Annotated in this window: 9 protein-coding genes and 1 riboswitch; of the genes, 4 read left to right on the top strand and 5 right to left on the bottom strand. The window is 71.9% G+C overall.

Annotated features, from left to right (window positions below; genetic code table 11):
• Positions 1–104: 104 nt before the first annotated feature.
• Positions 105–641 carry a YbaK/EbsC family protein gene (locus B4915_RS13315; RefSeq protein ID WP_105806312.1) on the top strand — a complete coding sequence of 179 codons (537 nt, stop codon included), beginning with the start codon at positions 105–107 and terminating at the stop codon, positions 639–641.
• Between the two features lie 88 nt (positions 642–729).
• On the opposite strand, the gene B4915_RS13310 is transcribed toward B4915_RS13315, so the two are convergent.
• The 5 genes from B4915_RS13310 to B4915_RS13290 all read right to left on the bottom strand — a co-directional run bounded on the left by B4915_RS13310 (position 730) and on the right by B4915_RS13290 (position 8,739).
• Complete coding sequence (locus tag B4915_RS13310; protein WP_105806311.1) at positions 730–2,124, bottom strand: MFS transporter; 1,395 nt, start codon at positions 2,122–2,124, stop codon at positions 730–732.
• Positions 2,125–2,281: 157 nt separating this feature from the next.
• On the bottom strand, positions 2,282–2,659 hold the full coding sequence (gene gcvH / locus B4915_RS13305) for a glycine cleavage system protein GcvH (RefSeq protein ID WP_105806310.1): 378 nt from the start codon (positions 2,657–2,659) through the stop codon (positions 2,282–2,284).
• 85 nt (positions 2,660–2,744) lie between these two features.
• The gene (gene gcvT / locus B4915_RS13300; RefSeq protein WP_105806309.1) at positions 2,745–3,911 is read right to left on the bottom strand and encodes a glycine cleavage system aminomethyltransferase GcvT; all 1,167 of its coding nucleotides are present in this window, start codon (positions 3,909–3,911) and stop codon (positions 2,745–2,747) included.
• Between the two features lie 8 nt (positions 3,912–3,919).
• Positions 3,920–6,724 carry an aminomethyl-transferring glycine dehydrogenase gene (gene gcvP / locus B4915_RS13295; protein WP_425436380.1) on the bottom strand — a complete coding sequence of 935 codons (2,805 nt, stop codon included), beginning with the start codon at positions 6,722–6,724 and terminating at the stop codon, positions 3,920–3,922.
• 238 nt (positions 6,725–6,962) lie between these two features.
• A riboswitch (glycine riboswitch) is annotated at positions 6,963–7,057 on the bottom strand.
• A 104-nt stretch (positions 7,058–7,161) separates the two neighbouring features.
• Positions 7,162–8,739 (bottom strand): amino acid permease, encoded by a 1,578-nt coding sequence (locus B4915_RS13290; RefSeq protein ID WP_105806307.1) that lies wholly within the window; start codon positions 8,737–8,739, stop codon positions 7,162–7,164.
• Positions 8,740–9,008: 269 nt separating this feature from the next.
• Here B4915_RS13290 and B4915_RS14985 point away from each other — a divergent pair, with 269 nt between their 5' ends.
• The 3 genes from B4915_RS14985 to B4915_RS13280 are packed head-to-tail and all read left to right on the top strand — an operon-like array spanning position 9,009 to position 12,497.
• On the top strand, positions 9,009–10,379 hold the full coding sequence (locus tag B4915_RS14985) for a glutamine synthetase family protein (protein ID WP_245907514.1): 1,371 nt from the start codon (positions 9,009–9,011) through the stop codon (positions 10,377–10,379).
• Entirely contained in the window at positions 10,360–11,145 is a 786-nt protein-coding gene (locus B4915_RS14980; RefSeq protein ID WP_245907513.1) for a gamma-glutamyl-gamma-aminobutyrate hydrolase family protein, read from the top strand. Before B4915_RS14985 ends, B4915_RS14980 begins: the two co-directional genes overlap by 20 nt.
• On the top strand, positions 11,142–12,497 hold the full coding sequence (locus B4915_RS13280) for an aldehyde dehydrogenase family protein (RefSeq protein WP_105806306.1): 1,356 nt from the start codon (positions 11,142–11,144) through the stop codon (positions 12,495–12,497). Before B4915_RS14980 ends, B4915_RS13280 begins: the two co-directional genes overlap by 4 nt.
• Positions 12,498–12,535: the final 38 nt, after the last annotated feature.

The following is a 12,535-nucleotide window of genomic DNA, read 5'->3' as shown; positions in this document are numbered from 1 at the left end:
CGTGCACGCCGAGGCCGCGAGGGCGCGCTCGCCCGCGCCGAGCGCGTCAGCGGCGTCCCCTAAGCTCGGAAGCACCCAGCCCGATCAGACACCGGAGAGCGAAGATGCCCCTGAACCCGCTGCCCGCCACCGAGGCGCCCGAGTTGCTCGCCGCGCCCGTGCGCGACGCGATCGCGCGACTCGATCCCGCCCTCGCCGCGCGCATCCGCGTCGCTGAGATCGACGCGGAACTCGCGGACACCGCTGCCTTCTGCGAGGCCTACGGCGTCGCGCTCGACGCCTCCGCGAACTGCATCGTGGTCGCCGGGCGGCGTGGCGACGACGTCACCCTCGCGGCCTGCGTGGTGCTCGCCACCACGCGCGCCGACGTCAACAAGACCGTGCGCAAGCTGCTCGACGCCCGGAAAGCGAGCTTCGCGCCCGTCGAGGAGACGGTGGCGGTCACCGGCATGGAGTACGGCGGCATCACCCCCCTCGGGCTGCCCGCCGGGTGGCGCGTCCTCGTGGATGCGCGCGTGCCGCTGGTGCCCGAGGCGATCATCGGTGCCGGGATCCGCGGCGCGAAGATCCTGCTGCCCGGGGAGGTGCTGGCATCGCTGCCCGGCGTCGAGGTGGTCGAGGGACTCGCGAGCGAGATCTGAGCGCGGTCCGGGAGCGCGGATCGCGGACCATGTCGCCGCGGCCCTGCGACCGCCGCCTCCGCTTCCCCGGCGCGCGAGCGGGGACGGGTCAGCGGTCGTCGAGCGCCCTGCCGCGACGATCCACCAGCCCCCATGTCGCCGCAGCCGCGACGACGAAGAACACCGAGAACACGGCGAAGGCGAGCCCAGAACCGCCAGCCACGAGCAGCACCGGCACGAGCAGGGGCGCCACGATGGAGGCGATCCGCCCCACGCCCGCCGCCCAGCCGGCGCCGGTGGCGCGCAGCGAGGTCGGGTAGATCTCCGGCGTGACCGCGTAGAGCGCGCCCCAGGCCCCGAGATTGAAGAACGACAGCGCCATGCCCGCGCCGATGATCGCGGCCTCCGCGTGGACCGTGCCGAACACGACCGCCGACACGGCGGATCCGGCGAGGAAGACCGAGAGCGTGAGCCGCCGCCCCCACACCTCGATCAGCCACGCCGCCGCTGCGTAGCCGGGCAGCTGCGCGAGGGTGATGATCAGGGTGAAGCCGAAGGAGCGCACCAGGCCGAAGCCCGCGTCGACGAGGATGCTGGGGATCCAGATGAACGCCCCGTAGTAGGCGAAGTTCACGCAGAACCACACGAGCCAGATCGCGACCGTGCGGCTACGGAACTCAGCCGACCAGAGGCCGGCGAGGCGTGATCGGGCCGAGACGGCCAGGCCGGGCCGCGGTGGCGCGGATCGCTCGGCGGCGGGGGCCGCTGCGGCCACCGCGCCGACGGCTGGCCCGCCCGCGGGAGCGGCGGCGCGCTCGAAATCGGCGACGATCCGCTCCGCCTCGGTCAGGCGCCCGCGACCGGCCAGCCACCGCGGCGACTCCGGCAGCCCCCACCGCACCACGAGGGCGTAGGCCGCGGGCACCGCCCCCAGGGCGAAGGCCCAGCGCCAGCCGTTCTCGTCCGCGGGCACCACGAAGTACCCGATCAGGGCCGCCGCCGTCCAGCCGACGGCCCAGAACGCCTCCAGGATCACGATCAGCCGGCCGCGGATGCGGGCGGGGGCGAACTCGCTGACATACGTCGAGGCGACCGGCAGCTCGGCGCCGAGTCCGAGGCCGACGAAGAAGCGCAGCACGAGCAGCAGCGCGACACCGCCCGCGAGCGCGCTCGCCCCGGTGGCGATCCCGTAGACGAGCAGCGTCAGGGCGAAGACCTGCCGCCGGCCGAAGCGGTCCGCGAGCAGTCCGCCGAGGCTGGCGCCGACGGCCATGCCCGCGAAACCGAGCGAGGCGATCAGCCCGCTCTCGGCCTTCGTGATGCCCCAGTGCTGGGTGAGGGCGGCGATCACGAAGGAGATGAGCCCGACGTCCATGGCGTCGAGCGCCCAGCCGATGCCGGAGCCGCCGAGCACGCGACCGTGCCTGCGGGTGAACGGCAGCGCGTCGAGGCGCTGAGCGAGCGTGGGGCCGGGCCCTGCGGGTGACTCTTGCACGGGGACCATCGTAGTTCGGAGCGGGGTCGCCCGGCAGCGGGCGTCCCCGAAAGGGGGAAAACGCACGAATCCTCGCGGGCTCTGCGTGCGTTTTCGCCCTTTCGCCGTGTTTCCGGAGGGGGAAGGAGGGTGGGGGAAGAACCCGGGCCCCTGAGCGGGCGAAGGCCTACAGTTCGGCGCCGTTGTCCGCCGCGTACTGCTCGGCGCTCAGCAGCGGCCCCTCCTCCGTGACGGCCACCCGGAACAGCCAGCCCGCGCCGTAGGGCTCGGAGTTGACGAGCGCGGGATCCGCGACGACGTCCTCGTTCACCTCGACGACCTCGCCCGCGACGGGCGAGAAGATCTCGGAGACCGACTTCGTGGATTCGATCTCCCCCACCACCTGCCCGGCGGTGATGTTCGCGCCGAGCTCGGGCAGCTCCACGTAGACGATCTCACCGAGCGCATCGGCGGCGACCTCGCTGATGCCGATCGTGGCGGGCGCGGCGTCGTCGATCCACTCGTGCTCGGCGGAGTAGCGGAGTCCGGTCTGTACCTTGCTCATGGGTGCTTCTTTCTCTGGGTGTGGGTGCGGTCGGAGTTCGGGGGCGACGGGGCCCGGGATCGGAGTCCCGGCCCGGCCCGGCGGATCACGCCGAGGCGGGAGCCGGGCGGCGCGTGAAGGGCGTGGCGACGACCTCGAAGGGCTCGGCCTTGCCACGCAGATCGACTTCGACGCGCGTTCCCGGCTCGGCGAGCGCGGGCTCCACGTAGGCGAACGCGATCGGGTGACCGAGCGTGGGGCTGGGCAGCCCGCTGGTGACGCGTCCGACGGTCCGGCCCTCGGCGAGCACCGCGTAGCCCGCGCGTGCGGCGCGGCGCCCGCTGCCGCTCAGGCCGACGAGCACGGAATCCGGGCCGGCATCGCGCCGGGCCTCCAGTGCTTCGCGGCCGGCGAAGCATTCCTCCTTCCCGAAGGAGACGACCCGGCCGAGCCCCGCCTCGAAGGGGGTGACCTCCCGGCTCAGCTCGTTGCCGTAGAGCGGCATGCCGGCCTCCAGGCGCAGCGAGTCGCGGGCCGCGAGGCCGGCGGGGATCATGCCGTGCGGTGCGCCCGCGGCGCGCAGCAGTCCCCACAGCGGCACGGCGTGCTCGTTCGGCACGAACAGCTCGAAGCCGTCCTCGCCCGTGTAGCCGGTGCGCGCGAGGCGCACCTCGATGGCGTCGCCAGCCGGATCCGCGAGCGTCACGGTCGCCCAGGCGTAGGAGCGCAGGCCGCTCACGGTCTCCCGCTGTCTGGGGACGACGACATCGAGCAGGATCCGTTCCGCGGCGGGGCCCTGCACCGCGACGAGGCTGGTCTCCGCCGAGACGTCGCGCACCTCGGCGTCGAGTCCCGCGACCCGCTCCGCGAGCAGCGCAGCGACGGTCCCGGCGTTCCCCGCGTTCGGCACGACGAGGAAGCGCGTCTCGGTCTCCCGGTAGACGATGAGGTCGTCGACGATGCCGCCGTCCTCCTCGCAGATCAGCGAGTACTTCGCTCGGCCCGCGGCCAGGCCGCTGAACTCCCCCACGAGTGCCGTGTTGAGCGCGGTGCCCGCCTCCGGGCCCTCCACCCAGACCTCGCCCATGTGCGAGAGGTCGAACAGCCCCGCGGCCTCTCGGACCGCGCGGTGCTCGCTGAGCTCGGAGCCGTATCTCAGCGGCATGTCCCAGCCGCCGAAGTCGGTGAAGGTGGCTCCGAGGGCGGCGTGCTCCCCGGAGAGGGCGGTGCGCCGGGGCGCGGTCGCGGTCTCGGATGCGGTCGGCTCGGTCATGACGATCCTCAGTTCTCGAAGGCCTCGGGGGCGGGGCAGGAGCAGATCAGATTGCGGTCGCCGTGGGCGCCGTCGATGCGGCCGACCGGCGGGAAGTACTTGTCCACCCGCAGCGAGGCCACCGGGAAGGCGGCCTGCTCGACGGGGTAGGGCCGGTCCCAGGCGCTCGTCACCACCGCGGCGGCCGTATGCGGGGCGCGGCGCAGCGGCGAGTCGGCGAGCGCGAACTCGCCGGCGGCCACCTGCGCGATCTCCTCACGGATCGCGATCATCGCCTCGATGAAGCGCTCCAGTTCTGCGAGGTCCTCCGATTCGGTGGGCTCCACCATCAGCGTGCCCGCGACGGGGAAGGCGAGGGTGGGCGCGTGGAAGCCGAAGTCGATGAGCCGCTTCGCCACATCCTCCGCGGTGACCCCCGTCTCGGCGGTGAGCGCGCGCAGATCGAGGATGCACTCGTGGGCGACGAGTCCGCCCGGTCCGGTGAACAGGATCGGGTAGTGCTCCCGCAGCCGCGCGGCGAGGTAGTTGGCGCCGAGGAGGGCGTGGCGGGTCGAGCGGGTGAGCCCCTCGGCGCCGAGCATGGCGATGTACGCCCACGAGATGGGGAGCACCCCGGCCGAGCCGAAGAGGGTCGAGACGACCGGGATCCCGTCGCTCGTGGCGACGCCGTCGCGCTGCCCGTCCGGGCCCCCGCCGGCCCGCACCGGGTCGCCCGGCAGATACGGCAGCAGATGCTCGGCGACGGCCACGGGGCCGACGCCGGGTCCGCCGCCGCCGTGCGGGATCGCGAAGGTCTTGTGCAGATTCAGGTGCGACACGTCGCCGCCGAACTCGCCCGGCTTGGCGAGCCCCACCAGCGCGTTCATGTTGGCGCCGTCGATGTACACCTGGCCGCCGGCAGCATGGACGCGGTCGCACACCTCGCGCACATCGGCGTCGTAGAGGCCGTAGGTGGAGGGGTAGGTGATCATGATCGCGGCGAGCGCGTCGCGATGCTCGGCGATCTTCGCGTCGAGGTCGTCGAGGTCGATCGTCCCGGCGTCCGTGTTCTTCACCACGACGACGTGCATGCCCGCGAGCACCGCCGAGGCCGCATTGGTGCCGTGCGCGGAGGCGGGGATCAGGCAGACGTCGCGGCCCTCGTCACCGCCGGCCCGGTGGTAGCCGCGGATCGCGAGCAGCCCCGCATACTCCCCCTGCGAGCCCGCGTTGGGCTGGATCGAGACACCCGCGTAGCCGGTGATCTCGACGAGGCGCTCCTCCAGATCCCGGATCAGCTCGCGCCAGCCAGCGGTCTGGTGCGCGGGAGCATAGGGGTGGATGCTCGCGAACTCGGGCCAGGAGATCGATTCCATCTCGGCGGCGGAGTTGAGCTTCATCGTGCAGGAGCCGAGGGGGATCATGGTGCGGTCGAGGGCGAGGTCCCGGTCGGCGAGGCGGCGCAGGTAGCGCAGCATCTGGGTCTCGGAGCGGATCGTGTTGAAGATGGGGTGCGTCAGGTATCCGCTCTCGCGCACGAGCCCCTGCGGGATGCCGAGCTCGCCGGGCGAGAAGACGCGCGAGACGGTGGCGCCGAAGGCCGCGGCGACCGCTTCGACGTGCGCTTCGCTCGTGGTCTCGTCGGCGGAGACGCCCACCGTGTCGGCGTCGATCCGGCGCAGGTTGATGCCTGCCGCCTCGGCCGCCGCGAGGACCGCGTCGGCGCGGCCGGGCACGCGGGCGACCACGGTGTCGAAGAACGCGCCGCGCAGCAGCTCCACGCCGGCGTCCGCGAGCGCGGCAGCGAGGGTGCGCGCGTGGGCGTGCGCGCGCTCGGCGATGGCGCGGATCCCGGCGGGCCCGTGGTACACGGCGTACATCGAGGCGGTGACGGCGAGCAGCGCCTGGGCGGTGCAGATGTTGCTCGTGGCCTTCTCGCGGCGGATGTGCTGCTCGCGGGTCTGCAGGGCGAGCCGGTAGGCGGGCGCGCCCGAGTCATCCCGCGAGACGCCGACGAGGCGGCCGGGAAGTGAGCGTTCGAGTCCGGTGCGGATCGCCATGTATGCGGCGTGCGGACCGCCGAAGAAGAGGGGGACGCCGAAACGCTGGGTGCTGCCGACGGCGATGTCGGCGCCCTGCTCCCCCGGAGGCACGATGAGCGCGAGGGAGAGCAGGTCCGCGATCACGGTGACGAGCGCCCCGCGTTCCCGCGCGGCCGCGATGATCGCGGCGTGGTCCGTCACGGCGCCGTCGTCGCCCGGCTGCTGCAGCACGATGCCCGAGATCTCGCCCTCGGGCAGCCCGGCGGCGAGGTCGGCCACCTCGACCGGGAAGCCCAGCGCCTCGGCGCGACCGCGGATGACGGCGATGGTCTGGGGGAAGAGGTTCCGGTCGAGCACGGTCGTGCGGGATCCGTGGCTGCGGTTGGCCCGGCGCATGAGCAGCACCGCCTCGGCCGCCGCCGAGGACTCGTCGAGCAGCGAGGCGTTGGCGACGGGCAGGGCCGTGAGCTCCGACACCATGGTCTGGAAGTTGAGCAGCGCCTCGAGACGGCCCTGGGAGATCTCGGGCTGGTACGGCGTGTAGGCGGTGTACCAGGCCGGGTTCTCGAGGACCTGGCGGCGGATGATGGGCGGCGTGTGCGTTCCGTAGAAGCCCTGTCCGATCATCTGGGTCTTCACCTCGTTGCGGCCGGCGAAGGCGCGCAGGCGCGCGAGGGCCTCCTCTTCGCTGAGCGGCTCGGGCAGCTGGAGCGAGTCCCGGAGGCGGATGCCGGCGGGCACGGCGGCATCGACGAGCGCGTCGATCGAGGGAAGGCCGAGCGGGGCGAGCATGCGCGAGATGCCGGCTTCGGCGGTGGTGCCGATGTGCCGCTCGGCGAACGAGGATGCGTGCGGTGCTGTGGTCACGGGGGTCTCCGTCTGGGTTCACGCGGGAGCGCGGGATGCGGTGGGAACCTCCCCGCTCTGTTGTGAGACCTGAGAGTTTCGGACGACCGCTCGGAGGCGGGCGCCCTTGCACCGTCGGTGAGCAAGCGGATCCGGGGATCCGCGCACTGCTTTCCAGAGTTGCCTCGCTGTGACGGTACGGGTGCCTGAGAGATTCCCGGGGAGGGTTTGCTCCTACGGCGCCGGGATCCCGATCCCGGACTCTCCCGCCACAGCTTGTCAGCCGATATTCACGAGTCCGCCCAGCGTATCAGGCTGGGCGCTGCGGGCGATGGTGCCCCGGTCCGCGCGACCGCAGCGGCGGCGCGGGCCGGGTCACCGCGCTAGGGTCGCCGGGTCACGGTGCCGCCTCCGTCCTCGCCGTCGACCCCGTCGGCGGCGAGCAGCTCGCGCTCCACCTCGCCGCCGTAGCCCTCGGCCTGCGGATCGCCGTGCAGTCCGCCCGAGACGGCGTACTCCTCCTCCGGCGAGAGGATGAGGTGGTGCCGGCCGTAGAAGCCGAAGACGAGCAGCGCGACGACGTAGACGATGACGATCGCGATGATCGCGGGGCGGAAGGTCTCGTTGAGCAGGAAGCCGAGGAAGATGAGCGCGGAGATCACCGCCGCAGCGACGGCTCCGAAGCGCCCCCACGGGCTGAGGTACGGGCGTTTCGCGTTCGGGTACTTCCTGCGCAGGATCAGGTACGAGATCATCTGCATGAAGTAGGCGAGGACCGCGCCCCAGACCGCGATGTTGAGCACCACGGCGCCCGCGACGCCCCCGTCGCCACCCGTCGCGTCGACCACGACGAGCGCGACGAAGCCGATGAGCGCGCCCGCCAGGAGCGCGACCCACGGCGTCTGGCGCTTGCCGGTGAGCGAGAGGAACTTCGGGTAGTAACCGGCGCGCGACAGCGAGTACATGTTGCGCCCGTAGGCGAACATGATGCCCTGCAGCGAGGCCAGCAGCCCGAAGAGCGCGAACAGCGCGAGCAGCCCGGCGACCCAGGCCAGGTCCTCACCGACGATCGCCCGGAAGCCGTCGAGCAGCGGCTCGCCGGCCACGCCCGTCGCGCTCGCGCCGAGCACTGCGGTGTTCAGGAAGAGCACGATGAGGCCGGTGACGATCAGGGTGCCGCGCGCCCAGATCCCGGCGCGGGGGATGTCCCGGACGGGATCGTGGGACTCCTCTGCCGCGAGCGGCAGTTCCTCGATGCCGAGGAAGAGCCACATGGCGAAGGGCAGCGCGAAGAGGATCGGGAGCACCCCGTGCGGCAGGAACGCGGTCTGGCCGGGATCCGGTGCGATGTCGAAGAGGCTGCCCCAGTCGGCGGCGCCGCTCACGAGGGCCATGATCCCGAACAGCACGAGGACGCCGATCGAGATCACCGAGACGACGATCGCGAACTTCAGCGAGATCGCGGCGCCGGCGGTGTTCAGCCCGACGAAGATCGCGTAGAGGATGACCCACCAGAGCCACGAGGGCAGGGTGAAGCCCATCAGCGCCTCGGTGACGCCGTTCGCGTAGGCGGCGGAGAAGTAGACGATCACCGCCGTGGTGGCGACGTACTCGATGCTCTCGGCGAGGCCGGTGATGAAGCCGCCCCACGGGCCCATCGCCGCGCGGCCGAAGGAGTAGGCCCCGCCGGTGTGCGGCATCGCGGCAGCCATCTCGCCGATCGAGAAGACCAGGCCGTAGTACATCACCACGAGGATCGCGAAGGCGATCATCATGCCGCCGAAGCCGGCGGCGTCGATCCCGAAGTTCCAGCCCGAGAAGTTGCCCGAGATCACCGCGCCGACCGCGAGACCCCACAGGCCCCAGACCCCCGCGGAGCGCTTGAGCCTGCGTTTCTCGAAGTAGTCGGAGTCGGCGGTCGTGTACGTGACCCCCGAGACTTTCAACGTGTCCTTGGCCATTCCGGCCTCCTTCTTCACCTCGTCGTGAATTGCAGTGAACCGCCGGGGCCGGGCCCGACGCCGCGGATCCCCCTTCGACACCCGACTATAGTGTCTGCAATGGTCGAGTCAACCACCTTTGTGTAACGGTCCGGGGAAATCCAGCGCGGGCTGCGCCACGGGCACTGCTGGGTTTCGGGATGCGGGGATCGGCGCTATGGTCGTCTTGCAGACCTTTTGAGTGCCCGCTGCCGGCGGGCGTCACACCCTCAGAGCCGAGGAGGAACCCGATGATCCCAGCGAGCGGAAACCTGAGCCCCGAGCAGTTGCGCGAGGCGGTGGCCGCCGGCGAGATCGACACCGTCATCGTCGCCTTCACCGATGTGCAGGGACGCCTCGTGGGCAAGCGGGTCTCGGCGCGGCTGTTCCTGGAAGACGTGATGGATCACGGCGCCGAGTGCTGCAACTACCTCCTCGCCGTCGACGTCGAGCTCAACACCGTCGACGGCTACGCCCTCACCAGCTGGGAGCGGGGCTACGGGGACATGGCAATGATCCCCGACCTCTCGACGCTGCGGCGCACCCCCTGGCTGCCGGGCACCGCGCTCGTCATCGCCGATCTCACCACCGCCGCAGACCACACGCCGATCCCCGTCTCCCCCCGCGCGATCCTGCGCCGGCAGGTCGACCGCCTCGCCGAGCAGGGGCTCGTCCCCTACATCGGCACCGAACTCGAGTTCCTCGTCTTCGACGACGACTACCGCTCGGCCTGGCGCAGCGGCTACCGCGAGCTCACGCCCGCGAGCGACTACAACACCGACTACGCGCTGCACGCCTCCACCCGCCTCGAACCGCTGCTGCGCGACATCCGCAACTCCATGGACGGGGCCGGCATGTACTGCGAGGGCGTCAAGGGCGAGTGCAACCTCGGCCAGCAGGAGATCGCCTTCCGCTACGCCCACGCGATCCCCACCTGCGACAACCACTCGATCTACAAGAGCGGCTCGAAGGAGATCGCCGACGCGCACGGCAAGAGCCTCACCTTCATGGCGAAGTTCAACGAGCGGGAGGGCAACAGCTGCCACGTCCACGCGAGCCTGCGCAGCACGAGCGGCGAGCCCGTCTTCGCCGACCCCGATGCCGCCGACGGGATGTCGCCCATGTTCCGGCACTTCATCGCCGGGCAGCTCGCCGCCATGCGCGAGTTCACGCTGCTCTACGCGCCCAACATCAACTCCTACAAGCGCTTCGTCGACGGCAGCTTCGCCCCCACCGCGGTCGCCTGGGGGCACGACAACCGCACCTGCGCGCTGCGCGTCGTCGGACGCGGCCACGCGATGCGCGTCGAGAACCGCGTGCCCGGCGGCGACGTCAACCAGTACCTCGCGGTCGCCGGCATGCTCGCGGCCGGACTCGCCGGCATCGAGCAGCGGCTCGAACTGGGCGAGCCGCTCGCGGGCAACGCCTACACGAGCGGCATCGACCGCGTCCCCACCACGCTGCGCGACGCCGCAGACCTCTTCGAGAACTCCGCGCTGGCGCGCGAGGCATTCGGCGAGGAAGTCGTGGAGCACTACGTGCACGCGGCGCGCACCGAGGTGCGCGCCTTCGACGCCGCGATCACGGACTGGGAGCGGGTGCGTGGCTTTGAACGTCTCTGAAACCGGCGGGCAGCGACCCGTCATCGGCATCACCAGCTACCTGGAGCAGGCCCGGACCGGGGTGTGGGACGTGCGCGCCGCATTCCTGCCGCAGGTCTACCTCGACGCTGTGACGGACGCGGGCGGGATCGCGCTCGTGCTCCCGCCCCAGCCCGTCGACGCCGGGATCGCGAGCCGCATCGTCGAGGGCCTCGACGGCCTCGTCCTCTCCGGCGGCGCCGACATCGACCCCGCGCGCTACGGCCAGGAGCCCCACGCACGCACCGGAGCTCCCCGCAGCGACCGCGACGACTTCGAGTTCGCGCTGCTCGACGCGGCGATCGGTGCCGAGCTGCCGTTCCTGGCGATCTGCCGCGGGGCGCAGCTGCTCAACGTCGCCCAGGGCGGCAGCCTCATCCAGCACCTGCCCGACGTCGTCGGAGACGAGCGCTACCAGCTCGGCGACGGCATCTTCAACCCGATCCGCGTCGAAGTGGCGGAGGGGACGCGCATCGCCCAGCTCTACGGCGATGATCTGAGCGCCACGGCCCACCTCTACCACCACCAGGCCATCGACGCGCTCGGCGAGGATCTCGTCGTGACGAGCCGCACCGAGGACGGGATCATCGAGGCGCTGGAGCTGCCGACGGTGCCCTTCGGGGTCGCCGTGCAGTGGCATCCGGAGGAGCACCGGGAAGACCGGCGCCTCTTCGCCGGCCTCATCGCCGCGGCCCGCGCACACCACCACGACCGCACCCGCCCGAGCACCGCGAAGGAGCAGGCATGAGCACCACCGTCATCAACCCCGCAGACGGAAGCACCATCACCGAGGTCGCGCAGCTCGACACCGAGCAGAGCGACGCCGCCATCGCGCGCGCGGTGGAAGCGCAGCGCGAGTGGGCGCGCGTCGCCCCCGCGGACCGGGCCCGCGCACTGCGCCGCTTCGCCGACGCCGTCGACGGCGACATCGAGGGCCTCGCCCGGCTCGAGACGGCGAACTCCGGGCACCCCATCACGCAGTCCCGCTGGGAGGCGGGGCACGTGCGAGACGTCCTTGAATACTATGCGGCCTCGCCGGAGCGGCTGATCGGCAAGCAGATCCCCGTCGCGGGAGGCATGGACGTCACCTTCCACGAGCCGCTCGGCGTCGTCGGCGTCATCACGCCCTGGAACTTCCCCATGACGATCGCCGCCTGGGGTTTCGCGCCGGCGCTCGCGGCCGGAAACGCGGTCGTGCTGAAGCCCGCCGAGTGGACGCCGCTGACCAGCCTGCGGCTCGGCGAGCTCGCGCTCGAATCGGGGCTGCCCGAGGGGCTGTTCCAGGTGCTCACCGGCCGCGGTGCCGTCGTCGGCGAACGCTTCGTCACCCACCCGGCCGTGCGGAAGGTGGTGTTCACCGGTTCGACCGAGGTGGGCAAGCGGATCATGGCCGGCTGCGCGGAGCAGGTGAAGCGCGTCACCCTCGAACTCGGCGGCAAGAGCGCGAACATCGTCTTCGAGGACGCCGACATCGAGCAGGCCGCGGCCACCGCGCCCTACGCCGTGTTCGACAACGCCGGGCAGGACTGCTGCGCGCGCAGCCGCCTGCTCGTGCAGCGCAGCGTCTACGAGCGCTTCATGGAGCACTTCGAGCGCGCCGTGCAGAGCGTGCGGGTCGGCGATCCCACGCTCGAAGCGACCGAGGTGGGCCCGCTCGTCACGCACGCGCACCGCGACAGCGTCGCTTCCTTCCTCACCGACGAGGTCCCGGTCGCCTTCCGCGGCTCCTGCCCGGACGGTCCGGGCGCCTGGTTCGCCCCCACCGTCGTCACTCCCGAACGGGACGCGCGGATCGTGCGCGAAGAGGTCTTCGGCCCGGTGGTGGCCGTGCTGCCCTTCGAGGACGAGGCCGACGCGCTCCGCCTCGCCAACGACACCGAATACGGCCTCAGCGGCTCGATCTGGACGCGCGATCTCGCCCGCGGCATCCGCGCGGCCCGCGGCGTCGAGGGCGGCAACCTCTCCGTCAACTCGCACTCCTCGGTGCGCTACTCGACCCCCTTCGGCGGCTTCAAGCAGTCCGGGCTCGGCCGCGAGCTCGGACCCGACGCCGCCGAGCACTTCACCGAGACGAAGAACGTGTTCTTCGCCACGGAGTAGCCCCGCGCACGCCGCGGCACCGGCGCCGGGCGCCGACC

It is taken from the genome of Leucobacter massiliensis, assembly GCF_002982315.1.
Classification (GTDB): domain Bacteria; phylum Actinomycetota; class Actinomycetes; order Actinomycetales; family Microbacteriaceae; genus Leucobacter; species Leucobacter massiliensis.
Note: the sequence above shows the minus strand (reverse complement) of the source record. Positions and strands in the feature narration are given on the sequence as shown.

Coding starts and splice junctions, on each gene's coding strand:
- B4915_RS13315 (WP_105806312.1), top strand. CDS start 105: ATGCCCCTGAACCCGCTGCCCGCCACCGAGGCGCCCGAGTTGCTCGCC.
- B4915_RS13310 (WP_105806311.1), bottom strand. CDS start 2,124: ATGGTCCCCGTGCAAGAGTCACCCGCAGGGCCCGGCCCCACGCTCGCT.
- gcvH (WP_105806310.1), bottom strand. CDS start 2,659: ATGAGCAAGGTACAGACCGGACTCCGCTACTCCGCCGAGCACGAGTGG.
- gcvT (WP_105806309.1), bottom strand. CDS start 3,911: ATGACCGAGCCGACCGCATCCGAGACCGCGACCGCGCCCCGGCGCACC.
- gcvP (WP_425436380.1), bottom strand. CDS start 6,724: ATGCTCGCCCCGCTCGGCCTTCCCTCGATCGACGCGCTCGTCGATGCC.
- B4915_RS13290 (WP_105806307.1), bottom strand. CDS start 8,739: ATGGCCAAGGACACGTTGAAAGTCTCGGGGGTCACGTACACGACCGCC.
- B4915_RS14985 (WP_245907514.1), top strand. CDS start 9,009: ATGATCCCAGCGAGCGGAAACCTGAGCCCCGAGCAGTTGCGCGAGGCG.
- B4915_RS13280 (WP_105806306.1), top strand. CDS start 11,142: ATGAGCACCACCGTCATCAACCCCGCAGACGGAAGCACCATCACCGAG.